Annotated in this window: 24 protein-coding genes; 5 read left to right on the forward strand and 19 right to left on the reverse strand. The window is 68.4% G+C overall.

Features of this window, described 5'->3' with window-relative positions:
- Positions 1-151: 151 nt before the first annotated feature.
- The 3 genes from QTH86_RS05455 to hemN all read right to left on the reverse strand — a co-directional run bounded on the left by QTH86_RS05455 (position 152) and on the right by hemN (position 3,485).
- Positions 152-1,159 (reverse strand): TRAP transporter substrate-binding protein, encoded by a 1,008-nt coding sequence (locus tag QTH86_RS05455; RefSeq protein WP_286645679.1) that lies wholly within the window; start codon positions 1,157-1,159, stop codon positions 152-154.
- A gap of 89 nt (positions 1,160-1,248) precedes the next feature.
- Entirely contained in the window at positions 1,249-1,962 is a 714-nt protein-coding gene (locus tag QTH86_RS05460) for a sulfite exporter TauE/SafE family protein (RefSeq protein ID WP_286645678.1), read from the reverse strand.
- A gap of 149 nt (positions 1,963-2,111) precedes the next feature.
- A complete protein-coding gene (gene hemN, locus QTH86_RS05465; protein WP_286646759.1) occupies positions 2,112-3,485 on the reverse strand; it encodes an oxygen-independent coproporphyrinogen III oxidase in 1,374 nt (457 codons plus the stop codon).
- Between the two features lie 236 nt (positions 3,486-3,721).
- Here hemN and fnr point away from each other — a divergent pair, with 236 nt between their 5' ends.
- The gene (fnr, locus tag QTH86_RS05470; protein ID WP_286645677.1) at positions 3,722-4,438 is read left to right on the forward strand and encodes a fumarate/nitrate reduction transcriptional regulator Fnr; all 717 of its coding nucleotides are present in this window, start codon (positions 3,722-3,724) and stop codon (positions 4,436-4,438) included.
- Between the two features lie 114 nt (positions 4,439-4,552).
- Entirely contained in the window at positions 4,553-5,893 is a 1,341-nt protein-coding gene (locus QTH86_RS05475; protein WP_286645676.1) for a Kelch repeat-containing protein, read from the forward strand.
- A gap of 27 nt (positions 5,894-5,920) precedes the next feature.
- Here the strand turns inward: QTH86_RS05475 and QTH86_RS05480 are convergent, their stop codons facing one another.
- The 9 genes from QTH86_RS05480 to QTH86_RS05520 form a co-directional block, all read right to left on the reverse strand.
- Positions 5,921-6,178, reverse strand: a complete 258-nt coding sequence (locus QTH86_RS05480; protein ID WP_286645675.1) for a hypothetical protein — start codon at positions 6,176-6,178, stop codon at positions 5,921-5,923.
- Between the two features lie 9 nt (positions 6,179-6,187).
- A complete protein-coding gene (locus tag QTH86_RS05485) occupies positions 6,188-6,478 on the reverse strand; it encodes a FixH family protein (protein ID WP_286645674.1) in 291 nt (96 codons plus the stop codon).
- 18 nt (positions 6,479-6,496) lie between these two features.
- Complete coding sequence (ccoG, locus tag QTH86_RS05490) at positions 6,497-7,951, reverse strand: cytochrome c oxidase accessory protein CcoG (protein WP_286645673.1); 1,455 nt, start codon at positions 7,949-7,951, stop codon at positions 6,497-6,499.
- Positions 7,952-7,976: 25 nt separating this feature from the next.
- Positions 7,977-8,894, reverse strand: a complete 918-nt coding sequence (gene ccoP, locus QTH86_RS05495) for a cytochrome-c oxidase, cbb3-type subunit III (RefSeq protein ID WP_286645672.1) — start codon at positions 8,892-8,894, stop codon at positions 7,977-7,979.
- A gap of 10 nt (positions 8,895-8,904) precedes the next feature.
- A complete protein-coding gene (locus tag QTH86_RS05500) occupies positions 8,905-9,042 on the reverse strand; it encodes a cbb3-type cytochrome oxidase subunit 3 (RefSeq protein ID WP_286646758.1) in 138 nt (45 codons plus the stop codon).
- Positions 9,043-9,063: 21 nt separating this feature from the next.
- Entirely contained in the window at positions 9,064-9,690 is a 627-nt protein-coding gene (gene ccoO / locus QTH86_RS05505) for a cytochrome-c oxidase, cbb3-type subunit II (protein ID WP_286645671.1), read from the reverse strand.
- Positions 9,691-9,703: 13 nt separating this feature from the next.
- Positions 9,704-11,137 carry a cytochrome-c oxidase, cbb3-type subunit I gene (gene ccoN, locus QTH86_RS05510; RefSeq protein ID WP_286645670.1) on the reverse strand — a complete coding sequence of 478 codons (1,434 nt, stop codon included), beginning with the start codon at positions 11,135-11,137 and terminating at the stop codon, positions 9,704-9,706.
- Between the two features lie 66 nt (positions 11,138-11,203).
- The gene (ccoS, locus tag QTH86_RS05515) at positions 11,204-11,341 is read right to left on the reverse strand and encodes a cbb3-type cytochrome oxidase assembly protein CcoS (RefSeq protein WP_286645669.1); all 138 of its coding nucleotides are present in this window, start codon (positions 11,339-11,341) and stop codon (positions 11,204-11,206) included.
- On the reverse strand, positions 11,341-13,698 hold the full coding sequence (locus tag QTH86_RS05520; RefSeq protein WP_286645668.1) for a heavy metal translocating P-type ATPase: 2,358 nt from the start codon (positions 13,696-13,698) through the stop codon (positions 11,341-11,343). The genes ccoS and QTH86_RS05520 overlap by 1 nt, the downstream gene beginning before the upstream one ends.
- Before the next feature lie 106 nt (positions 13,699-13,804).
- Between QTH86_RS05520 and QTH86_RS05525 the strand changes: the two genes are divergently transcribed.
- Both QTH86_RS05525 and QTH86_RS05530 read left to right on the forward strand, forming a co-directional pair.
- The gene (locus QTH86_RS05525) at positions 13,805-14,248 is read left to right on the forward strand and encodes a universal stress protein (RefSeq protein WP_286645667.1); all 444 of its coding nucleotides are present in this window, start codon (positions 13,805-13,807) and stop codon (positions 14,246-14,248) included.
- Positions 14,249-14,372: 124 nt separating this feature from the next.
- The gene (locus QTH86_RS05530) at positions 14,373-14,798 is read left to right on the forward strand and encodes a universal stress protein (RefSeq protein WP_286645666.1); all 426 of its coding nucleotides are present in this window, start codon (positions 14,373-14,375) and stop codon (positions 14,796-14,798) included.
- Between the two features lie 38 nt (positions 14,799-14,836).
- Here QTH86_RS05530 and QTH86_RS05535 read toward each other — a convergent pair whose 3' ends face one another.
- Both QTH86_RS05535 and QTH86_RS05540 read right to left on the reverse strand, forming a co-directional pair.
- A complete protein-coding gene (locus QTH86_RS05535; protein ID WP_286645665.1) occupies positions 14,837-16,732 on the reverse strand; it encodes an AI-2E family transporter in 1,896 nt (631 codons plus the stop codon).
- Between the two features lie 94 nt (positions 16,733-16,826).
- The gene (locus QTH86_RS05540) at positions 16,827-17,711 is read right to left on the reverse strand and encodes an SDR family NAD(P)-dependent oxidoreductase (RefSeq protein WP_286645664.1); all 885 of its coding nucleotides are present in this window, start codon (positions 17,709-17,711) and stop codon (positions 16,827-16,829) included.
- Positions 17,712-17,772: 61 nt separating this feature from the next.
- Here QTH86_RS05540 and QTH86_RS05545 point away from each other — a divergent pair, with 61 nt between their 5' ends.
- Entirely contained in the window at positions 17,773-18,225 is a 453-nt protein-coding gene (locus QTH86_RS05545) for a MarR family winged helix-turn-helix transcriptional regulator (protein ID WP_286645663.1), read from the forward strand.
- Positions 18,226-18,242: 17 nt separating this feature from the next.
- Here QTH86_RS05545 and QTH86_RS05550 read toward each other — a convergent pair whose 3' ends face one another.
- From QTH86_RS05550 to QTH86_RS05570, 5 genes are all read right to left on the reverse strand, one after another.
- Positions 18,243-19,811: a malonate--CoA ligase gene (locus tag QTH86_RS05550; protein ID WP_286645662.1), complete on the reverse strand. Its 1,569-nt coding sequence runs from the start codon at positions 19,809-19,811 to the stop codon at positions 18,243-18,245.
- An 18-nt stretch (positions 19,812-19,829) separates the two neighbouring features.
- The gene (locus QTH86_RS05555; protein WP_286645661.1) at positions 19,830-20,603 is read right to left on the reverse strand and encodes an enoyl-CoA hydratase/isomerase family protein; all 774 of its coding nucleotides are present in this window, start codon (positions 20,601-20,603) and stop codon (positions 19,830-19,832) included.
- A gap of 9 nt (positions 20,604-20,612) precedes the next feature.
- A complete protein-coding gene (locus tag QTH86_RS05560) occupies positions 20,613-21,599 on the reverse strand; it encodes a Bug family tripartite tricarboxylate transporter substrate binding protein (RefSeq protein WP_286645660.1) in 987 nt (328 codons plus the stop codon).
- Between the two features lie 82 nt (positions 21,600-21,681).
- A complete protein-coding gene (locus tag QTH86_RS05565) occupies positions 21,682-23,154 on the reverse strand; it encodes a malonyl-CoA decarboxylase (protein WP_286645659.1) in 1,473 nt (490 codons plus the stop codon).
- The gene (locus QTH86_RS05570) at positions 23,151-23,819 is read right to left on the reverse strand and encodes a GntR family transcriptional regulator (protein WP_286645658.1); all 669 of its coding nucleotides are present in this window, start codon (positions 23,817-23,819) and stop codon (positions 23,151-23,153) included. The genes QTH86_RS05565 and QTH86_RS05570 overlap by 4 nt, the downstream gene beginning before the upstream one ends.
- Between the last annotated feature and the right edge of the window lie 395 nt (positions 23,820-24,214).

Here is a 24,214-nt window from a genome sequence, read left to right on the forward strand (position 1 = left end):
GGCATCGTTCGCGACAACCCAATTCCGGCGGCCTGACCTCTACCTGACGAGGCCGATCCTAAGCATCATGGAAATTGTTTTCATTATGGAAATCCCTTCCTATTTTCACGGGAGCGCCACTTTTCAGAGGCGTCCACCCGCCCGGGACCCTTCACTTGCGCAGCTTGGCGAGCTCGGCCTCGAGGTCCTTGAGCGTCGTCTCGCCCACGCTCGCGCTGTACTTCGCGATCACGGGCTTGACCTTCGCCTGCAGCTTGGCCTGCTCATCCGGTGGCAGCTCGGTCACCTGCATGCCGGCCTTCTTGAGCGCTTCGAGTTGCGCGGCCGCCAGCTCGCGCGACACCGTGCGCTGGTAGCGGCCGGCCTCGGTCGCCGCGCCCTGGAGGATCTGCCGCTCGGCCGCGCTCATCGCGTCCCACAGCTTCTTGCTCACGATGACCGACTGCGGGTTGTACTGGTGATGGGTCAGCGCCAGGTGCTTCTGCACTTCGGCGAACTTGTTGGCGAGGATCACGCTGACCGGGTTCTCCTGCCCGTCGACCGCACGCTGCTCGAGCGCGGCGTACAGCTCCGGAAAGGCCAGCGGTGTCGGGTTGGCGTCGAGCGCCTTGACCCAGTCGATGTTGATCGGGTTCGGGATCACGCGCAGCTTGAGGCCCGCGATGTCCTCCACCTTGCGGATGGGACGCCTGCTGTTGGTCAGGTCGCGAAAGCCCAGCTCCCAGTACGCCAGCCCGATGATGCCCCGGTCGGCTAGCTTGGCGTGCAGGGCCGTCCCGAACGGCCCGTCGACCACGGCATCGACCTCCCGCGCGTTGGCGAACAGGAAGGGAAAGTCGTAGATCGCGAACTCCTTGACCTGCGCGGCCAGGATGCCCGAGTTGAGCACCGTCATCTCGACCGTGCCGCCCTGCACCGCCGACACCGTCTGCGCGTCGCCGCCCAGCACGCCGCCCGGGAACAGGGTCACCTTGATCTTTCCACCCGACTGGGCGGCGACGATCTCGGCGAACTTCTCTGCGCCCGTGACGGCCGGATGGCCCTTGGGGTTCTGCAGGCCGAGCTTGAGCGTGCGCTCCTTGATGTCCTGGGCCGAGGCGCAGCCAAGGGCGAGGACCGCGACGGCGGCGGTCAAGGTGCGAAGAAGGAAAGGTTTCATGGGTGGTGTCTCCTGGAAGCGGACGCCCAATGTACGAACCCGCTTCCCACCCCCTCAGCGGGTTTTCACCCACCCACGGCACCCGGCGCCTACGCGCACCAGATCGCGATCTGCCGGCTCAGGTCGTGCCACACCGCCTGCAGCGCCACGGCCGCAAGCAAGGCGCCCGCGATGCGCGTGCCCCATTCGCGCCGCACGGGGCCGATGCCGTTGCGCAGGTGCCGCCAGAGCCAGGGCGCCAGCAGCAGCGACACACCGCTGCCCGCTGCGAAGGCGGCCATGACGGCCGCGCCCTCCAGCGGCCCGTTGCCGAGCGCGGCGAGCATCAGCGCCGAATAGAGCAGCCCGCAGGGCATGCCGACCCAGAGCGCGCCCGTGGCCAGCACGCGCCACGACGACCCCGCGAGCGGCCTGAGCCCCCGCGCCAGCCACCGGCCCAGTCCATGCGCCCACAGCGGCTGCCGGCCCGACACGGCCAAAACGATCCCCCACACGGCCACGAAGACATGCAGCAGCAGCCACGCCGGCCGCAGCGCCACGACCTGCTCGCTGGCCAGCGCCAAGCTCTGCACCGCGCTGGCGGCGATGGCGCCGCCGAGCGCATAGCCGGCCGCGCGACCGGCATGGAAAGCGAGTGCGGCCGGCACGGTCGGCGTGGCCGCGGGCAGCGCCGCCACGCCACCGCCGGGTGGCGGCCGCACGATGCGGATCACGCCAGCGCAGGCGGCGCCGCACATGGCGACGCAGTGCGGCCCGCCGGCCAGGCCCATCAGCAACGCGGTTCCGACAAGGGCGGTCTGCATGGAATCTCAGTTTTCCATCGCGCTACCGTGTGGCCAGCGGCGAATCAAGCAGACGCAGGCCCCTGCCAGGGATACCGCGGAACCGGCTTCGCCGGGCCGCTGGTATCGCCCCCTGAAGGGGGAGGCGCCGCAGGCGCATCGGGGGTGATTCATATGATTCGTGAAAAGCGGGTGCGGTTGCGGTCGGCCTGCAGGTAGCGGTCGAACACCATCGCGATGGCGCGCACGAAGAACCAGCCGGTCGGCGTCACCTCGATCTCGTGCTCGCCGAGCGTCACCAGACCCTGGGCGGCCAGCGGCTCGAGCGCTTCGAGCTCGGCGGCGAAATGCCGGCGGAAATCGATCAGGTGGGCCAGCGCGATCGACTCGAAGTTCACCTGCCCCTGGCACATCAGCGCCATGATCACCGAGCGCCGCAGCACGTCGTCGCGCGACAGCGCCAGGCCGCGCACCACCGGCAGGCGACCCTGGTCGAGCAGGTCGTAGTACTCCTCCAGCGTCTTCGCGTTCTGGTTGTAGGTGGCGCCGACGCGGCCGATGGCCGACACGCCCAGCGCCACCAGGTCGCAGTCGGGCTGCGTGCTGTAGCCCTGGAAGTTGCGGTGCAACCGGCCCTGGCGCTTGGCGATGGCGAGCGCGTCGGTCGGCAGTGCGAAGTGGTCCATGCCGATGTAGACGTAGCCGGCCGCGGTGAGTGCGGCGATCGAGCGCGACAGCATGTCGACCTTGGTCGCCGCGTCGGGCAGCTCGGCGGCCTCGATGCGGCGCTGCGGCTTGAAGCGCTCCGGCAGGTGGGCATAGGCATAGAGTGCGATGCGGTCGGGCCGCAGTTCGCAGATCTGCGCCAGCGTGCGGTCGAAGGACGAGGCGGTCTGCTTCGGCAGGCCGTAGATCAGGTCGACGTTGACCGACGCGAAGCCCAGGCGCCGCGCCGCCGCCATCAGGTCGAACACCTGCGCCGCAGGCTGGATGCGGTGCACCGCCTTCTGCACGGCGGGGTCGAAGTCCTGCACGCCGAAGCTCAGGCGGTTGAAGCCCATCGCCGCCAGCTTCTCAAGCCGGCCCTCGTCGATGGTGCGCGGATCGATCTCGATCGAATACTCGCCGTCGGGCGCCAGCACGAAGGCGCTGCGCAGGATGTCCATGAGGCGGCCGAGACCGGCGTCGTCCAGGAAGGTCGGCGTACCGCCCCCCAGGTGCAGCTGACTTACCAGCGCGCCACGCCCGAGTTGCGCCACCTGCAGGTCGACCTCGCGCGCCAGGTAGCGCAGGTAGTCGTCGGCGCGCTCGTGGTGCTTGGTCACGATCTTGTTGCAGGCGCAGAAGTAGCACAGTGACGCGCAGAACGGCACGTGCACATAGAGCGACAGCGGCAGCGCCCGGGCGCTGGAGCCCGTGCGGCGCTGGCGCAGCGCCTGCGCGTAGTCGTCGCTGCCGAAGGCCTCGACGAAGCGGTCCGCCGTCGGATATGAGGTATAGCGCGGGCCGGAGACGTCGAAGCGCTTGAGGGTCGCGGGCGTCATGGCGGGCGCGGCGGGTGCGGCAGACGGGGGAACCAACTGCAGCCGGCTCGGCGCGGCGGATTCGGTAAGGATGGTGGATGGCATGGTGGTGGGGCGCGGAGGGCTCGTCAACTGTGCCGCCAACGGGGCCCTTCTTCATTGACGCCCGTCAAGCCTGCGCACCCGCCGCTCGCGAACAATTCCCTCAAACCACCGACGTGCCAGCACCGCCCTCCTCGCCTGCCGGCCCGCAGCCCATGACCCCCGAAACCATCAAAGTCGCCTGTTCCAACTGCAACCTGCGCGAGCTGTGCATGCCGGTCGGCCTGCAGCCCGCCGACCTCCGGCGCATCGACGAGATCGTCGCCACGCGCCGCAAGGTGAAGCGGCGCGAAACGCTGTTCCACAACGGCGAGCGTTTCACCTCGCTCTACGCCATCCGCACCGGCGTCTTCAAGACCCGCGTGACCTCGGAGGACGGCCGCGACCAGGTCACCGGCTTCCAGATGGCCGGCGAGATCATCGGGCTGGACGGCATCGTGAACGACCACCACACCTGCGACGCGGTGGCGCTGGAAGACGCGGAGGTCTGCGTGATGCCCTTCGACCGCATCGAGGAACTCTCGCGCGAGGTGACGGCCCTGCAGCGGCATGTGCACCAGATCATGAGCCGCGAGATCGTGCGCGAGCACGGCGTGATGCTGTTGCTGGGCAGCATGCGGGCCGAGGAGCGCCTCGCCGCCTTCCTGCTGAACCTGGTGCAGCGCCTGCATGCGCGTGGCTTCTCGCAATCGGAGCTGGTGCTGCGCATGACGCGCGAGGAGATCGGCAGCTACCTCGGCCTCAAGCTCGAGACGGTGAGCCGCACGCTGTCGAAGTTCGTCGAGGATGGCATCGTCGCGGTGCAGCAGCGCCATGTGCGCATCGTCGACGCCGACAAGCTGCGCCGGCTGGTCAACGCTCCGGCGTGTTGAAGCCGCGCATCGCCGCGCCGGCGTTGCGTCGATTCGCAACATAAAGTAACCTCTCGCCGCTTTATCTTTGCAGGGCTTTGAGCAAGCCCAACAAACAAGTCACGAGGGGGGAACATGCGGCGTTGGAAATCTGCGTTTGTGTTTGCTGCGTTCATCGCAGCCTGTGTGGTGGGATGTGGCGGCGGTGGGGGCGGCGGTGGAGGTGGCGGAAGCAGTGATCCAGACGGCGCGGGCAGCAATCCGGTCGCCCCCGTCAACGCCGCGGGCGCCTGGCTCACGTTCTCTCCGTCGAAGTTGGATGTGACGATGCTGCCCGGCACATCGACGCCGTTTTCCATCGAAGCGACGTCGAGCAGGACCATCGCAGAGCCCATCAACCTTGCAATCATCGATTCGAAAGGCGTCATCACCGCCACTTCGGGGAGCGTGACATCTCTTTCCGCGTTGAAGTACCTGGCGGCCATGAGCACGAACCCCGCCTTGGCGCCCGGCGTACACACCGGCAGCTTCGAGGTACGCGTGTGCTACGACGCCCCGCTCACCTGCGCCCGCCCTGTCGACGGATCTCCCTGGCAGGTGCCCTATGCGATCACCGTGGTCGATCCCGCCGCTCTGAGTTACCAGCGCTGGGAAGCCGCGCAGACCACCCCCGGCTTTCTCGACAACTTCGCGTTGAGCTACATCGGCAGCACACCCGTGGTGGTGACAGCCGGCTTCTACACCGGCGTCATGGAGACCTGGGTCACCGCCGATCTGGGCAGCACCTGGGCCAACAGAGCGCCAGCGACCAACCCCTCGCCGCTCGCGGCGGGCTTTGCGCTGGCGAGTGACGGCGTGGGTCTTTACCTGGCGGGAGGCCAGTCCGTTGCCACGTACGGCAAACTGCAGCCGCAATACCTGAGCCAGGTCTGGAAATTCGACGGCACAAACTGGCAGCAGAGAACAGCAGCAGCCCCGTTCACAGGCCGCCGCAACCATGTGATGGCCAAAGTGGGCGGCGCGCTCTATGTGACGGGTGGCCGCAACGCGAGCGGCACGTTCCGCGACCTGTGGACATCGTTGGACGACGGCATCAACTGGACCAAGGTCGCGGACACCTTGCCCACCGCGATCGGCACTCCATCGTGCGCGCTGAATTGGCAAGGCTCCCTGCTGGTCGTCGGTGATGCCGTGGCGACCTCAGGCGATGGTGTGAATTGGGTGGTGCATGGTGGCTATCCGACGGGCTTTCCGAAGGGGAGCACTCAATGCGCCGTGCTCAATGGTCGCTTGTTCATCAATGCCAACAACTACAACTTCTACGCCGTGTCGTCCGCAGACCTAGAGAGCTGGAAGCTTGAGCGCCCGATGGGCTCGGCCTTCAGCATGCCCGGCATGGTGGCCATCAGTGGCCGCCTGCTCATCACGTCCGGTGGCGGCTCATCGCAACGCACGACGTACCGCACCGTCCCCTGAAGCTCGACAGGCCGCAAGGCCGCGATGTCAGGCTCCATCCCCCGGCGTGTTGACCTCGCGGCGCGACATCGCGAGCAGCGCGGTCAGCGCGCTCGAGCCCATCGCCAAGATCCAGAAGACGAAGAAGCTCGCGGTGTAGAGCCCCTGGCGCGACAGCGGCAACGGTTCGCCGCGCCAGTGCACGTCGCTCGGGTCGACCATGGCGAACACCAGCATCTCGACCACGCAGGCCAGCAGGAACGACGGCCAGAGAATCCAGGCCAGGCGGCGGATGCGGCGTTTCATCGCGGGGGCTCAGCGCTTGGGCAGCGGCACGTCGTCGCTCGGCGTGGCGGCATGGTTGCGGCCGGTCTGCGCGGGCAGCAGCCTCTTGTCGGCCAGCGTCTTGTTGATCTCGATGCCCTGGCGGTAGTAGTCCTCCGACACCACCGGGTCGGGCGTGCGGATGGCCAGCCACAGCGTGGCGAATCCGGCGACCACGACGATCGCCGGGCCGGCGATCACCATCCAGACGAGCGGGAACGTCCACCACGGAGCAGCCGTGTTGTCGGTGACGTCGGGTGGCTTCGATGCAAGGGCATTCATGGGGTTGTCTCCTGAATTTCAACGCGGAACAAGAAAGATGGCCTTCTCCGACACGTGGGCGCCGCCATCGGCTGCCCGCACGTCGAAATACACGGGGTGCGAGCCCGAGGGCGCGGCGCCGTACGGCAGCTGCAGGCGCACCGCGACCCAGCGCGACTCGGCCGGCTGCACCTCGACCGAATCGCCGGCGGCGACCGTGAGGCCTTCGAGCCCGCTGGCCGCAATGGCATAGCGCTGCGGCCGTTCCGTCGCGTTCATGATCTGCAGGCGGTACACGTTCTCCAGCATGCCGCCCTCGACGATGCGCGCGAGCGAGGCGCGGTCGCGCACCACGTCGACCTTCAGCGGCGTGCGCACCACCAGGCTCGCGAGCAGGCCGATGCACAGCGCCGCCAGCACACCCGTGTAGACGAGCACGCGCGGACGGAACACGCGCGCCGCCACCTGGCGCGCCGACCAGCGCGCGGCCAGGCCGTTCTGCGTGGCATAGCGGATCAGGCCGCGCGGGTAGTCCATCTTGTCCATCACGGTGTTGCAGGCGTCCACGCACAGGCCGCAGCCGATGCACTCGTACTGCAGGCCGTCGCGGATGTCGATGCCGGTCGGACACACCTGCACGCACAGGGTGCAGTCGATGCAGTCGCCCAGGCCGTTGCGCTCGTGCTGCTTGCCGCGGGCGCCGCGCGGTTCGCCGCGGGCCGCGTCGTAGCTGACGATGAGCGTATCGCGGTCGAACATCGCGCTCTGGAAGCGCGCGTACGGGCACATGTACTTGCAGACCTGCTCGCGCATGAAGCCGGCGTTGCCGTAGGTGGCGAAGCCGTAGAAGAAGGCCCAGAACACCTCCCACGAGCCCATCTGCGTCTGCAGGAAGGCCATGCCGAGTTCACGGATGGGCGTGAAGTAGCCCACGAAGGTGAAGCCGGTCCACATCGCGATGCCCAGCCACACCACGTGCTTGAAGGTCTTCTTGACGCCCTTCTCCATCGACAGCGTGCCCTTGTCCAGCCGTATGCGCGCGCTGCGGGCACCTTCGATCTTTTCCTCGACCCACATGAAGATCTCGGTGTAGACGGTCTGCGGGCAGGCGTAGCCGCACCACAGGCGGCCCGCCACGGCGGTGAAGAGGAAGAGCGACAGGGCCGAGACGACGAGCAGCCCCGTCAGATAGATCAGGTCCTGCGGGTACAGCACCAGCCCGAAGATGTAGAAGCGCCGCGCGGCCAGGTCGAACAGCACCATCTGGCGTTCGCCCCAATCCAGCCACGGCAGCCCGTAGAACACGATCTGCGTGATGAACACCATGGCCCAGCGCCAGCGCGCGAACACGCCCTGGATGCTGCGCGCATAGATCTTCTTGTGCGCTTCGTAGAGACCGACGCTCTCGCCCGCTGCCGGGGCGATGGGAATCACCTTGCGCGGCGTGGCGGATGCCGGTGCGGGCGCAGGCGCGGGTCGTGGGGATGCGGACATGCGTGCAGACGATGGACGACCGCGCTCAGCGCGATGCCGTCTGCGGGTTGTTCGACAGGCCCCAGACGTACGAGGCCAGCACGTGGATCTGCGCCTCGGTCAGCCGCTCCTGCTGCGCCGGCATCTGGTTGGTCTTGCCGGTATTGATGATCGAGATGATCGCGTCCTGCCCGTAGCCGTGCAGCCAGATGCGGTCCGACAGATTGGGCGCACCCAGTGCGGGGGTGCCGCCGCCGGTCATGCCGTGGCAGGCCGCGCAGGCGGTGAACTTGGCTTTCCCCAGTCCGGCGCGCACCGAGTCGTGCGGGCTGCCCGACAGGCTCAGCACGTAGTTGGCGACGTTCTTGACGTCGTCCGGCGTGCCCACGGCCGCCGCCATCGGCGGCATCACGCCGATGCGGCCGAGCGTGATGGACTCCTGGATCTTGGCAGGGTCGCCGCCATGCAGCCAGTCGCCGTCGGTCAGGTTCGGAAAGCCCTTGCTGCCGCGCGCGTCGGAGCCATGGCACTGGGCGCAGTTGTTCAGGAACAGCCGCTCGCCGATCGCCATGGCCTGCGGGTCGCGCGCCATCTCGGGCGTGGGCATGGCAGCGTACTTGGCATACACCGGCGCGAGTTCGGCATTGGCCTTGGCGATCTCCTTGTCGTATTCGCCGGCCGTGCTCCAGCCGAGCTGGCCCTGCATGCTGCCCAGACCCGGATAGGCCACGAGGTAACCGAGCCCGAACACGATGGTCAGCACGAACAGGCCCACCCACCAGCGCGGCAGGGGGTTGTTCATCTCGCGGAGGTCCTCGTCCCAGACGTGGCCGGTGGTGTTGTCGCCGCCCGCCGGCGCGCGGGCCCGGTTGGTGATCCACAACAGGAATGCGCAGGCTGCGATGCTGGCCAGCGAGATGACGGTGACGTAGTGCGACCAGAAGCCGCTGATGAAATCGCTCATGATGTTCGCTTCAGTCTTGTTCGAAGGGCAACTGCGCGGCTTCGTCGAAGCCCCGGCGGTTGCGGCCGGCGAAGGCCCAGACCAGGATGCCGATGAAGGTGACGAAGGAAACCAGCGTCGCCGCGATGCGCAGCGTGGTGATGTCGATGTTCATGGTTCTCTCCTTCGCTTACTTGAGCGCCAGGCCCAGCGACTGCAGGTACGCCACCAAGGCGTCCATCTCGGTCTTGCCGGCCACGGCTTCCTTGGCGCCGGCGATCTGCTCGTCGGTGTAGGGCACGCCCACGCGCCGCAGCGCCGTCATGTGGGTGCCGACGCTGGCCGCGTCGGCCAGCGACTTGTCCAGCCAGCTGTAGGCCGGCATGTTCGACTCGGGCACCAGGTCGCGCGGGTTGTTCAGGTGGATGCGGTGCCACTCGTCGCTGTACTTGCCGCCCACGCGGTGCAGGTCGGGCCCGGTGCGCTTGCTGCCCCACTGGAAGGGGTGGTCGTAGACGAACTCGCCCGCCACCGAGTAGTGGCCATAGCGCAGCGTCTCGGCACGGAAGGGCCGGATCATCTGCGAGTGGCAGTTGTAGCAACCCTCGCGGGTGTAGATGTCGCGACCGACCAGCTGCAGCGGCTCGAGCGGCTTCACGCCGGTCACGGCCTCGGTGGTCGACTTCTGGAAGAACAGCGGCACGATCTCCACCAGGCCGCCGACGGCGATCACCAGCAGGATCAGCACGATCATCAGGAAGTTGTTGGTCTCGATCTTCTCGTGCGAGAAGCCGGTCTTGGGTGCGTTGGAACTCATGGTGTTGTTCTCTTCAGGCGTGGACCAGTGCGGGAATCGGTGCGCGCACCGAGCGGCCGGCCACCACCGTCATGGCGACGTTCCAGGCCATGACCAGCATGCCGCCCAGGTACAGCAGGCCGCCGAGCAGGCGCACCACGTAGTACGGGTAGGTGGCCTTCACGCCTTCGACGAAGGTGTAGGTGAGCGTGCCGTCGGGGTTGATGGCGCGCCACATCAGGCCCTGCATCACACCGGCGATCCACATCGCGGCGATGTAGAGCACGATGCCGATCGTCGCCATCCAAAAATGCACCTCGATCGCCTTGATGCTGTGCATCTCGGTGCGGCCCCACAGGCGCGGGATCAGGTAGTAGAGCGAACCCATCGTGATGAAGCCGACCCAGCCGAGCGCCCCGGAGTGGACATGGCCGACGGTCCAGTCGGTGTAATGCGACAGCGCGTTCACCGTCTTGATGGACATCATCGGTCCCTCGAAGGTCGACATGCCGTAGAAGGACAGCGCGACGATCAGGAAACGGATGATCGGGTCGGTGCGCAGCTTGTGCCAGGCGCCCGACAGCGTCATCACGCCGTTGATCATCCCGCCCCAGCTGGGGGCTAGCAGGATCAGCGAGAACACCATGCCGATGGATTGCGTCCAGTCGGGCAGCGCGGTGTAGTGCAGGTGATGCGGGCCGGCCCACATGTACGTGAAGATCAGCGCCCAGAAGTGGACGATGGACAGGCGGTACGAGTACACCGGCCGGCCGGCCTGCTTGGGGATGTAGTAGTACATCATCCCGAGGAAACCGGCGGTGAGGAAGAAGCCCACCGCGTTGTGGCCGTACCACCACTGCACCATCGCGTCCTGCACGCCGGCGTAGGCCGAATAGCTCTTCATCCAGCCGGCCGGAATGGCCGCGCTGTTGACGATGTGCAGCAGTGCCACCGCGATGATGAAGGAGCCGTAGAACCAGTTGGCCACGTAGATGTGGCGCACCTTGCGGATGGCGAGGGTGCCGAAGAACACGATCGCGTAGGCGACCCACACGGCCGTGATCAGGATGTCGATCGGCCATTCGAGCTCGGCGTATTCCTTGCCGCTGGTGTAGCCCAGCGGAAGGCTGACAACAGCGCCCACGATGACCAGTTGCCAGCCCCAGAACACGAAGGACGCGAGCGCCGGCGCGAACAGCCGGACCTGGCAGGTGCGCTGCACCACGTGGAAGCTGGTGGCCATCAGCGCGCAGCCGCCGAAGGCGAAGATCACGGCGTTGGTGTGCAGCGGGCGCAGCCGCCCGTAGCTGAGCCAGGAGATGCCGAGGTTGAGTTCGGGCCAGGCGAGCTGCGACGCGATGATCACGCCGACCAGCATGCCGACCACGCCCCAGACCACGGACATGATGGCGAACTGGCGGACAGCGGTGTCGCTGTAAACCGCTGCGGGAGGGTTGGGAACTTGCATCGTCGGGCCTTTTCTATGAGACCCGGTCAGTGTCTTGGTGAGACACGTCCTACGGATTGATACAGATCAATCACCGCCCAGAATGCGCTCGCCTTCGCGGTCGACGTCGTCGAATTGCCCACGGTCCACGGCCCACCACAGGCCCCCGAGGATCAGCAGCACCAGCACGACCGAGAACGGGATGAGCAGGAAGAGGATGTCCATCAGGCGCCCTTCCCCGTCGCCGGCATCGCGGCCGTTGCCATCGGCCGCGCGAGCCGCGCCGCGTTGAGCACCACCACCAGCGAGCTGCCTGCCATGCCCAGCCCCGCGAGCCATGCCGGCAACCATCCAGCGAGTGCAAGCGGCACGCACAACGCGTTGTAGCCGGCCGCCCAGGCCAGGTTCTGCCGCACGATGCGCAGCGTGCGGCGCGCCTGCGCGATCGCCCCGGGGATGGCCGACAGCGCATCGCCCAGCACGATGAAGTCGGCCCGCGCCTGCGCCAGCGGCACCGCCTTGCCGAAGGCGAAGGAGGCGTGCGCCTGCGCCAGCACCGGGCCGTCGTTGAGGCCGTCGCCCACCATGGCGACCTTGCATCCCGCCGCCTGCAGCGCCTGCATGGCCGCAAGCTTGTCTTCGGGCGTGCAGCCACCGCGCGCGTCGCGAATGCCGGCCTGCTGCGCGATCTCGCGCGCCGCGGCGTCGCGGTCGCCCGAGAGCAACTGAACGCCGATGCCCTGCGCCTGCAGCGCGCCGACCGCGGCGGCCGCGTCCTCGCGCAGGTCTTCGGCCAGCACGAAGCTCGCGACCCAGCCGGCCTCGTCGGCCAGGTGGACCTGCGTGGCCTCGCACGCCAGGGGCGCCACATGGCAGAAGCCTGCCGTGCCCAGGCGCAAGCGGCGCGGCGCGGCACCGGCGAGGGGTTGGCGCCGCTGCAGCACCCCATCGAGGCCCTGCCCCGCCTGTTCGGTCACCTGCGAGGCGGTCCAGCCCGGCGGCACCCGATGCTGCATCTGCCACGCATGGACCAGTGCCCGCGCCGCAGGGTGCAGCGACTGCGCGCCCAGTGCGGCAGCCAGTTCGACCGCGTCGCCCGGCATAACGCCGCGCCGGCTGTACACCCGGTCGAGCCGCGGCGTGTCGCGCGTGAGCGTGCCGGTCTTGTCGAAGACCACGGTGTCGATCGACGCCAGCGCCTCGAGCGCCTGCAGGTCGTGCACCACCACCCCGCCGCGCGCCAGCGACCCGGCGCTGGCCAGCATCGCGGCGGGCGTGGCCAGCGAGAGCGCGCAGGGACACGTCACGATCAGCACCGCGACGGCCACCATCAGCGCATGGCCCGGGCCGGCCTGCCACCACAAGGCACCGGCCAGCGCAGCCGCGGCCAGTACCGCGACGAGGAAGGGCCGCGCCACCCGGTCGGCCAGTTGCGCGAGGCGCGGCTTGCCGAGCGACGCGCTTTCCATCAGGGCCACGATCTGCGCGAAGCGCGTGGCGCTGCCCACGGCGTCGATGCGCACCTGCACGGCCGCGGCGAGGTTGTGGCTGCCGGCCAGCACGCGCGCGCCGCAGGGGCGCGGCACCGGGCGCGACTCGCCGGTGAGCAGCGCCTCGTCGGCGCTGGTGTCGCCGCGCACGACCACGCCGTCGGCCGGGAAGGCTTCGCCGGGCAGCACGCGCACGGTGTCGCCCGCCTGCAGGCGTCGTACGGCCACGCGCACGAAGCTGCCGTCGGGCGCCAGCCGCTCGACGCTGTCGGGCAGCCGGTTCATCAGTGCCTCGAGCGCGCCGGCGGTGCGGTCGCGCAGCCGCGTCTCCAGCCAGCGGCCAGTCAGCAGGAAGAACACGAACATCGTGAGCGAGTCGAAGTAGACCTCGTGCCCGAGCGGCCCGGCGGGGTCGAACGTCGCGGCGGTGCTCACGGCGAAGGTGATCGCCATGCCGATCGCGACCGGCAGGTCCATGCCGACGCGGCGCCGGCGCAGGTCACGCCATGCGCTTCGAAAGAACGGGCCGCAGCAGAAGAAGACCACCGGCAGCGTGAGCACCCAGGAAGCCCAGCGCAGCAGCTGCGCGGCGTCGGCCGACATGTCGCCGGGCTGCGCGATGTACGCGGGGTACGCATACATCATCACCTGCATCATGCAGAAGCCTGCGACCAGCCAGCGCCACAGCGCCAGGCGGGCCACGCGGGCCCGCTGCGCACGGGCCTCCAGGTCGCCGGCCGGTACCAGCGGGTAGCCGGCCGCGGCGGAGGCGGCGAACCAGCGCGACGGTTGAACGTCGGCCGCGGACCACACGATGCGCGCGCGTCGCGTGGTGGCATTCACCTCGGCGCGCAGCACCCCGGGCACCTGTGCCAGCGCCGCCTCGACCGTGAAGGCGCAGGCCGCGCAGTGCATGCCCTCCACCACCACCTGCGAGGCCCAGCGACCGTCCTTGGCGTCGCCGTCGATCGGCTGGCCGAAGGCCGCCCACTCGGCCGGGTCATCCAGCGCGGCGGACGAGGTCGGCGCCACGGATCCGGCGGCGGCCGGCAGGGCGAGGCCGGGCACGGCGAACGGGAGGGCAGCTTGCATGCCGCAAGGCTAGCGGCGGGCACCGCGGCGTCGCTTGATCTGGATCAAGCCGCACGGCATGGCGCCGCCTAGGCTCGGGCCCTACCCTCATCACGGAGAAAAGTTCATGTTCCAGCGCATCCTGATCGCCACCGACGGCTCCACCCTCTCGCGCAAGGCCGTGGCCAGCGGCATCGCGCTGGCAGCGCAGCATGGTGCCGACCTGGTGGCGCTGACGGTGGTGCCGCGCTACCCGAAGGCCTATTTCGACGGCGCCATGGTGTTCGCGCCCGACGACATCGCCCGCATCGAGAAGCAATGGGCAGTGGCGGCCGAGGAAACGCTGGCCGCGGTCGCCACCCGGGCCAAGAGCAGCGGCGTGAAGGTCAAGACCGTCACGGTCAGCTCCGACCTGGTCGCGGAGTCGATCGTCGCCGCCGCGAAGAAGCACAAGTGCGACCTGATCGTCATGGCCTCGCACGGCCGCAAGGGCATCAAGCGCCTGCTGCTGGGCAGCGAGACGCAGCATGTGCTGACGCATTCGACGCTGCCGGTGCTGGTGCTGCGCTGAACGTGCGACGACAAGACCGCAGCCGTCCCGGGGGCTTCATTGGAAGCCTCGCGGCGCCTGTGGTCACATGCACGGCGTGCGGCCAGGGGCCGACCCGTTTTCACGAACAAGGAAAGAAGACATCATGAAAATTCTCGTCGCCGTCGATGGCAGTGCCTACACGCAGAAGGCCCTCACCTACCTCACCACCAACCGCAGCCTGTTCGGCCAGGGCAGCGACCTGGTGCTGGTCAACGTGGCCACCGGCCTGCCGGCCAATGTCACGCGCCACGTCACCAAGGACATCGTCGACGGCTACTACGCCGACGAGGCCGCCAAGGTGCTCGACCCGGTCAAGAAGTACCTCGACGCGCAGGGCATCACCGGCTACGCGGTCCAGCTGCGCCACGGCTACGCGCCCGAGGAGATCGTCGCCGCGGCCAAGGACGTCGGTGCCGGCCTGATCGTGATGGGCACGCACGGCCACGGCATGTTCGGCCGCGCGCTGATGGGCTCGGTGGCCACCAAGGTGATCGCCGAGAGCCCGGTGTCGGTGCTGCTGGTCAAGTAGGCACCCGCAGCCGCCTGACCGGCCGGGCTCCGACCTGGCTAGGCGCTGGCTTTCGCGCTCTGCAGGACGAAGGCCTCGGCCTCCGAGTAGGAGTGCAGGATCAGGTCGACCGAGTCCTTCACCTGCTCTTCTGATGCGCCGGCTTCGTCGAGCGGCAGCCTGACGGTGGCGATGGCGGCATGGGGCAGTGCGGCGCGCATCTCGGCCGCAGTGGCACGCCAGGCGTCGACGGCGTCGTGCCGCGGGTACGCGAGAAACACCGTCCCGACCAGGCTCGCCTTGTCGGCCATGTCCGGGTCGGGCGGTTCGGCGAGCGATACGCTGCGGGCGTCGACGTCGTCCTGCCGGAGCGCACGCACCAGCAGTTCCGTCAGCAGTTCGTCGCGCTCGGAGCCGAAGCCCGCGCACAGCACGACCGATTGCGACGGCACGTCCAGCCGGCCCTGGTACGGCCCGAGGCGCGATTCGCGGATCTGCCGCAAGCGGCTGCCGAGGCTGGCATCGGCCAGCGACACGGTCGACCGGCGCCGGCCAAAGCGCTTGCCCGTTCGCCCCCCCGCCAGCGTTTCGGCGAGGCCGACCACCGTCTTGTCGATGCGCCCCCGCTGCCTTGCGTCGATGCGCCCGAGCTGGAAGTCGAGCCCCGCCAGCGCCAGCCCCGGCAGCAGCACCTGGTCGCAATACTTGGCGAAGGTGCTTCGCCGCAGGTAGAGCCGTGCGTCCTTGATGATGGCCGCCGTGTTGTCGGACAGTGCGCGCTGATAGAAGCGCTGGCCCGCGTTCAGCCCCGGCGCATCGGTCAGCAGGATGGACAGCGGCTCGAGCGCACGCACATGCCGCCCGACCACCACGATGATCAGCGTGAGTGGCGTCGACAGCAGCAGGCCGACCGGCCCCCACATCGCGCCCCAGAACAGCGCCGACACGATGACCGCGAGCGGCGCCAGCCCGGTGCTGTGCCCGTAGACCTGCGGCTCCACGACATGCGCCACCACCAGCTCCAGCACGATGAAGAGCGTCAGGCTCGAGAGCACCAGCGACCAGCCCGGGTCCACCGCGGCGCTGAAGATGGCGATAAGCGCAGCCGCCCCCAGCACGCCGACATAGGGCACGAAACGCAGCAGCGCGCTGATCGAGCCCCACAGCGCCGCGTGCGGAATGCCGATCGCCCACAGCCCGACGCCGACGATCGCCCCGAAGGTCGCGTTGACGATGACCTGCGACATGAAGTAGCGCGACACGCCCTGCGCCGTGTCGCTCAGCGCCTGCACCGTCGGGCCGAGCTCGGCCACGCCGATCACGCGGATGAAGCGGTCGCTGAGCGACTCGTGCTCCAGCAGGATGAACACCAGCAGGATGAAGACGATGCCGGCCTCGCCGATCGGCCCCCACAGCGACGCCAGCAGCTTCGACACCAGGTCGCCGGCCGACGGCGGGGTCTGGCGGATCTGCACCGGCAAGGGCTCGTTGCTCGCGACCGGCGCGGCGGGCGCCGCCGACCGTGTGGACGACCGAGCACGCGGGGCCGGTACTGGCGCTGGCGCGGGCGTGGCCTGCGGCGCCACGCCCTTGAGTTCCGCCTCGAAGCGCTCGAAAGGCCGCACCACCACCTCCCGCGCCGACTCGACCTTCGACATGATGGCGGCCCGGTACTGCGGCAGCCCCGCGCCCACGTCGACGAGCTGGATCGCCAGCACCGCGCTCATGCAGACCATGCACACCGCCACCATCACCACCGACACCAGCGTTGCGATCGTGCGGCCCATGCCGGTGCGCGTGAGCTTGCGCGCCAGCGGCGCGATGACCAGGCTCAGAACGCCGGCGATGGCGATCGGCCGAAGCACGTCCTGCCCGAAATGCAGCAGCAGCAGCAGGCAGGTGGCCGGCACCACCGTGCCGATGCCCAGACGTTCGCGCGGAGACAACTTGTCCATGGGAGCCCTGGCGCTCGCCCTGAGCGGGCGCGAGCGCTGAATGTGGAAGACGGCCGAAGCGCCGCGCAGCAATGGTACGTGCTGCGGCACCCCGTCAAGCGCCCTGCGGAGCCCTTCGGTGGAACGGCGCCAGCCATCGCTCGGTCGCTATCCAGAGCCGCCGCTGCTCGAGTTCGTCACCGCCGGGTTGAACAGGCTCGAGGCGTTGAGCCTCTCGTGAAAAATAGCCGCCACTGACACCCGCGAATGCCTCGGACGTGGCCAGGCGAGCAATGATGGCCGCGCCTCGCTCCGGCGCACCTACGCGGAGCGCGCGCAGGACACGCTCGAGCGTCGCGGCGAAGGGAAGCTCCCGGCCCAGCCCAGTCACGTTGAATCCGGGGTCGACGCTGTTGGCGACGACGGCCGTGGACGCCAGTCTCCTGGCCAGTTCTGCACTGAACATGATGGCCATCAACTTCGTCTTGCCGTACATGACCGAAGAGCCCAGGCGGGAGAACGGACGCGTATCCGTCAGGTCGTGCGCGATATCGAGCCCGTCCGCACGCCTGGACGCTTCGGACCCCACCGTCACGACCCGGGATGCCCCCGCCGCGACGAGCGAGCGCCGGAGGCAGGCGGTCAGCAACCAAGGCGCGAGGTAGTTCGTGGAAACCATCTCCGAAAAGCCGTCTGGCGTGACCCGTTGCTCGAACGCGTGGATCCCGGCATTGTTGATGAGCACGTCGATCTGCGGGTATTCCGCGGCCATGCGAGCGCCGGCTTGCGCAACGCTCCGAAGATTGGCGAAGTCGGCCAGGATGCAGTCGACAGCCGCACCCGGCGCTTCTTGCAGCAACGCCGCACGCGTAGCCTCCGCCTTGGCCCTGTTGCGCGCGACGAGTACGAGCCGGACACCGGGCCGTGCCAACGCCGACGCCGCAATCCGGCCCAATCCGTTCGTCGCCCCTGTCAGCACGATTGTCGAGAACGTATTCACTCCAGCCCCAAGTAATGTGCAAAAATCCATTTTAGCAAATTAATGGACATTTGCACATCAAATGGAAGATGCAGGCATTCCTCGGGAACAGGCGCTTCTGGAACTGGGCACTCAGCTCAATGCACTGCTGTCGTCCGCGCGCGCATTCACCGCCGAGGCGGCAGCCGACTTCACGCCGGCGGTCTCGGGCGCTTCTTTCCAGGTGCTCCAATGGCTCCACGCGGTTGGCGCGACGCGCTCCACGCGGGTCGCGGAAGCGCTTGCCATGGACCGAAGCGCCTTGAGCAGATTGCTCCAGCCCCTGACTCAAGCCCGTCTTGTGGAAGCGTACCCAGACCCCTCGGATGGCCGAGTGACGATCTACGCACTGACGAAGGATGCCCGCAAGAAGATGGACCGGGCCCTGGCGAACAAGGGGAACCGCTTCTCCGAGCGGCTGCACGGATGGTCGAGCACCGAAATTTCGCAACTGGCCGGGCTTCTAGCGCGGCTCAATGATGCAAGCGGCGGCTGACCGCTGGTTCCGCGGCGTCAGCCCTGCGTGAACAGTCCCTTGTGCTGCTCGCGCAGCAGTGCCTTCTGCACCTTGCCCATCGCGTTGCGCGGCAGTTCGGGCACGATGAAGCAGCGCTTCGGGATCTTGAAATTGGCCAGCTTGGCCTTGAGCTCGGCCACGATCGCCTCGCCGTCGACGCTCGCGCCCGTCTTGACCGTGACCACCGCCACGCCGACCTCGCCGAAGTCCGGGTGCGGCACGCCGACCAGCGCGCTTTCGGCCACGCCGGCCATCTCGTTGATGAAGCCCTCGATCTCGGCCGGGTAGACGTTGTAGCCCCCGCTGATGATCAGGTCCTTGCTGCGGCCGACGATGGTGATGTAGCCCAGCCCGTCAATCTTGCCGACATCGCCGGTCTTGAAGAAGCCGTCGGCGGTGAACTCCTCCTTCGTCTTCTCGGGCATGCGCCAGTAGCCGGCGAAGACGTTGGGGCCGTCGACCTCGATGTGCCCGATCTCGTCCGTTCCGCAATCGAGCCCTTCACGGCCCTCCTCGTACGAACGCACCCGCAGCTGCACGCCCGGCAGCGCAAAACCGACCGTGCCACCGCGCCGCTCGCCCTGCACCGGCTTGTAGGGGTTCGAGGTGAGCATGGCGGTCTCGCTCATGCCGTAGCGCTCGAGGATGGTGTGGCCGGTGCGCGCCTGCCATTCATGGAAGGTCTCGATCAGCAGCGGCGCCGAGCCGGCGACGAACAGGCGCATGTTCCGGCACGCCGTCTTCGTCAGGCCGGGCTCGGCCAGCATGCGCACGTAGAGCGTGGGCACGCCCATGAACACCGTGGCGTCCGGCAGCCGTGCGACCACGCGCTTCGGGTCGAACTTGTTCATCCAGATCATCTTGCTGCCGTTGAGCAGCGCGCCGTGGATGGCGACGAACAGGCCGTGCACGTGGAAGATGGGCAGTGCGTGGATCAGCACGTCCCCCCGGCCCTCGGGCCCTCCGGTGGCCTCCCAGCCCCAGTAATCCTTGAGCACCTCCGCGTTCGACAGCAGGTTGCGGTGCGTCAGCATCGCGCCCTTGCTGCGGCCGGTGGTGCCGCTCGTGTAGAGGATGGCGGCAAGGTCGTCCTCGCCGCGCTGCGCCACGGTGTGGCGGTCGCTGCACTGCACGGCGACGTCGAGCAGCGTGCCGGTGCGGTCGTCGTTCAGGGTGAAGACATGGCGCGTGCCCGCCGCCAGCGCGATCGGCCCGACCCAGTCGGCGTTGGCACTGCTGCACACCACCACCGCCGGCTCGGCGTTGCCGATGAAGTACTCGATCTCGGCGCCGCGGTAGGCGGTGTTCAGCGGCAGGAAGACGTAGCCGGCGCGCAGGGTCGCGAGGTAGAGCATCAGCGCCTCGACCGATTTTTCGACCTGCACGGCGATGCGCGCGCCCTCCTCCAGGTCGAGTGCGAAGAAGAGGTTGGCGATCATCGCGCTGGCGCGGTCGAGGTCGCCCCAGGTGTACAGCAGGCCGTCGTCGGTTTCGACGGCAATGGCATCGAGGTCGGCGGGGAAGGCGGCGCGCAGCGCGGCGAAAAGGTTGGCGTTCGAGGTCATCGTGGTCTCGGCGGGGTGTCAGAAATGAGGCGGTCGTTTGGCCAGGAAGGCGGCGATGCCTTCCCGGTGTTCGGGAGAGTCGGCGTAGTCGTAGGCGGCGGGCAGCAGGCCCGCGACGCCCGCCATGGCCTGGGACGTGAGTGCGGCCAGCACGCGCTTGTTGGCGCGCGCGGCCTCGGGGGCGAGCGCGGCGATGCGGCGGGCATAGGCGATGGCTTCGTCGGCCACCGCATCGTCGGACACCACGCGCAGCAGGAAGCCCGTGTCGAGCAGCCGCTGCGCGTCGTGCACGCCGGCGGCCAGCAGCATGTCGCGCGCAAGCACGTCGCCCACGGCGCGGTGCACCACGGCGGCCTCACGCGGCGCCATCGGGAAGCCGAGCTTGGCGATCGGCGCGCCGAACCGGGCGGAGGCACCGGCCAGGCGGATGTCGCAGCAACTGGCGATCTCGAGGCCCGCGCCCATGCAGGCGCCCTCGATCTGCGCGACCACGGGCACGCTGCCATCGCGCATCGCCTGCAGCGCAGCGCCGACCTCGTCTTCATGGAAGCTGCGCAGTCGCACCGGATCGAAACGAAAGGACGGGTACTCGGAGATGTCGCCGCCCGCGCAGAAGGCACCGCCCTCCCCGCGCACGACGATGCAGCGTAATCCGGCCTCGACCTCGAAATCCAAGAAAGCGGTGCGCAGCGCGCGCCACATCGCGCGCGACATGGCGTTCAAGCGCCCCGCATGCGCCAGTGTGACGACGGCGATGGCGCCGTCGCGTTCGATCCTGATCTCACCGGCCATGCGTCTGCATCACTCCAGCTTGGCGCCCGAGGCCTTCACGACCGTCGCCCAGCGCTTGACTTCGGCATCGACGAAATTCGCATAGGCGGTCGTCGTGACGTTGGGAATCTCCGACCCGTTGGCCGCCCAGATGGTCTTGAGCTCGTCGGAGGCCAGGGCCTTCTTCATCTCCTCGATGATCTTCGCCTGCACGTCGGCCGGCGTGCCCTTGGGCGCCCACAGGCCGTACCAGGTGGTCACGGTGTAGTCGGGCAAGCCGACCTCGGCCGCGCAGGGCACGTCGGGGAAGGCCGGGTTGCGCTTGGCGCCGGCCATCATCAACGCCTTGATGCGGCCGCCCTTGATGTGCTGCGACGACGAGCCCAGCCCGTCGAAGCACACATCGACGTTGCCGGAGATCAGGTCCTGCAGCATCGGGCCGGCGCCGCGGTACGGGATGTGCGTGATGAAGGTGCCCGTCTGCTGCTTGAACAGCTCGCCCGCCAGGTGGTGCGAGGTGCCTGCGCCTGCCGAGCCGTAGTTCATCTTCGCCGGGTTGCGCTTGGCGTAGGCGATGAATTCCTGGATGGTCGGCTGCGTCACCCGCTTCGGGTTGACCACCACCACCTGCGGCGCATTGGCCAGCAGCATCAGCGGCACGAAGTCCTTCTGGATGTCGTAGTCGAGCTTGGGGTACACCGCCGGGGCAATGGCGTGGTGCACCGCCCCCATGAACAGGCCGTAGCCGTCGGGCTGCATCTTCGACGCGATGCTCGCACCCAGCGTGCCGCCGGCGCCGCCCCGGTTGTCGATCACCAGCGTCTGGCCGGTCGTCTTCGAGAACTGGGCCGACAGCGGCCGCGCGAAGGCGTCGGTGCCGCCGCCGGCCGGGAACGGCACGATCATGGTGACGGGCTTGGACGGCCAGCCGGACTGCGCGCGCGCGCCGCCGCCGAGGACGGCAGCCGCGGCAGCGGCCAGGCGCAGCATGTCGCGCCGCTGGAAGCTCTGAATCATGGAATGTCTCCTGTCTTGTTGGAATCGCTGCGCACCGGGGCCTTCGGCGCGGGGTCGGCCCTTGGGGAAAAGAGCAGTCGGGTCAGCCCTTGAGGAACAGGCCGTCGACGTCGCCCGACACCGCCACCTTGCCCTGTGCGAGCAGTGCGCGGTGCTTGTCCAGGCGCTTGAGATCGTAGAGGTAGTTGACCATGAGTCCGTAGGACTGCTTCAACCCTTTCGGCGAGGGGTCGCCGGCCCAGTTCAGCCGTTCGACGCGGGCCCCGTTGCCCAGGTGGAAGCGCGCCACCGGATCGACCGGCTTGCCCTCGATGGTGGCACGGCCCAGGTACTCGGCGGCGCACTGCATCAGCGTCTGCCGCACCGGCGATTTGGGCTCGAGCGCGAGCGCCTCGTCGGCCGCGGCCAGCAGGCGGTCCGGCGTGGGCGGCAGCGAGCCGAGCGCGCGGCCCAGTTCGGCCGCGCGCTTGTCGTCCAGGCGCAGCAGCATCTCGGCCGCATGCTTGCCGAGCCACTGCCGGAAGCCCGGGATCGGCGACAGCGTGGCGAAGACCTTGAGCTTCGGGAACTCGGCCTGCAGCGTCTCGACCACGCGCTTGATCAGCGAATCGCCGAAGCTCACGCCGCGCAGCCCCGTCTGCGTGTTGCTGATCGAGTAGAAGATGGCGGTGGTCGCCTTGTCGGCAGAGGCCAGTGCCGCGGCCTCGTCGAGCAGCGGCACGATGCCGTCGCTGATGTGGTCGACCAGCGCGACCTCCACGAAGATCAGCGGCACGTCGGGCAGGCGCGGGTGGAAGAAGCCGTAGCAGCGCCGATCGCTGTCGAGCCGGTTCTTCACGTCGGCCCAGCTCTTGATGTCGTGCACCGCCTCGTACTGGATCAGCTTCTCGATCAGCGAGGCCGGCGAATCCCAGCTGATGCGGCGCAGGTCGAGGAAGGCCACGTCGAACCAGGTCGAGAACAGGTGTTCCAGCTCGGCGTCGAGCGGCACGAAGCGGCGCTCGCCCTTGACCTGCGGCAACAGTTCCGCCCGCAGGTCGAGCAGGAAGCGCATGCCCTCGGGGTCGATGGTGAAGCGCTGCAGCAGCCGCGCCCGCGGCGACACGAGCGCGCGGCGCAGGTGCACCTCGGCCTGCCCTTCGTCGGCGGTGCCGACGGCGGCCTCGTGCCGCGCCCGCGCACTGCTGAGCTTCTTGCCGTCGGGTGCGAAACGCTCGCTGATGAGCAACCACACGTCGCGCCGCTCGGCCGCGTCGAGCTCGGCGTACCAGCGCATGACTTCGCAGGCACGGCGGCCGGCCTCGACCTCGCTGACGCGGGCGTCGACCACCGCCTGCAGGTCGGTCAGCGCACGACGCAAGGCACGCGGCGCCATCGCCTCGCCGTGGCGGCGCAGGGTGGCGTCGAGCCGTTCGCTCAGGGAACGCGGCGGCAACTCGGGCTTGGCTTTCTCTTTCTTCTTGGCTGCCGTATCGACGGCCGCCTCGGCGGTTTTGGCGGCGGCCGGGGCGCGCAGGCGCGACACGCTGCGCGAGATCCAGGTGGAAGCGTTCATGAAACGAGCCTCGATTTCTGTTGAAGCGCCACGGCGCGCAAGGCTTCGCGCTGGCGATGGAGGTGGGTGCGCATGGCGGCTTCGGCGCCGTCGCTGTCGTGCGCTTTCAGCGCGGCGAACACGGCCAGGTGCTCGGCCAGGCTTTGCTCCAGCCGTCCGGGCGCCTTCAATTGCTGCAGGCGCGCGAGCTTCAGGATCTTGCGCAGGTCGCCAATCGTCTGCGCAAGCCAGCGGTTGTCGGCCAGCGTGATGATCGCCTCGTGGATGGTGAAGTTGGTCGCGTAGTAGGCGTTGATGCGCTGCGCCTTGGCATGCGCCTCGAGCTGCGCATGCAGCGTGGCGAGCGCCTCGATGTCGGCGTCGCTCGCGTTGCGGGCGGCTTCCCAGGCGCAACGCCCTTCGAGCAGCGCGATGACGGGAAAGATCTCGTCCAGATCGCGCTGCGTGACCTCGGCCACGAAACACCCCCGGCGCGGCTCGTGGCGCAGCAGCCCTTCGGCCGTGAGCACCTTGAGCGCCTCACGCAGCGGCGTGCGGGAGATCTCGAGCCGCTCGCACAGCGCCGTCTCGTCGAGGAAACTGCCGGGCGTGAGCGACCCCGCGAAGATCTCTTCCCGCAAGGTGGCGGCCACCTGGTCGTGCAGCGAATTCGGGACGAGGCGCATGGTGGTTCCGGTCGGACCCTGGAGGGCGGGAAGGCAGGCCGTCGGCCCCGTAATTTCAGGTAATTACGGATAATTATGAACAAGAGGCTGCGGCCCAACAAGGGTCGAAGGCGTCCGGACAAACCCTCTGTCGCCGAGGTGAATTCCGTCGCGTGTGCCGAGCAGCGCGCAAAAGAAGGCCCGCGCGAGGCGGGCCCGAAGGGTTGGTCCTTGATACCCCACCCGGAGAAACCGACCTCAGATTAATCGCCGCCTCGGTGCGAGGCAAGTCCGGTGAAAGTTCGCTTCCGGGGCGCCGTGGCTGGCGCTGCGGTCACAGCCCTGGCCGACCGCCGACGTGGCATTCCCTGCTCGGCGCACCAAAATACCGATCTGTCACAACAACTTAGAAAGAA

This window comes from Variovorax sp. J2L1-78 (assembly GCF_030317205.1).
In the GTDB taxonomy this organism is placed as follows: Bacteria; Pseudomonadota; Gammaproteobacteria; order Burkholderiales; family Burkholderiaceae_C; genus Variovorax; species Variovorax arabinosiphilus.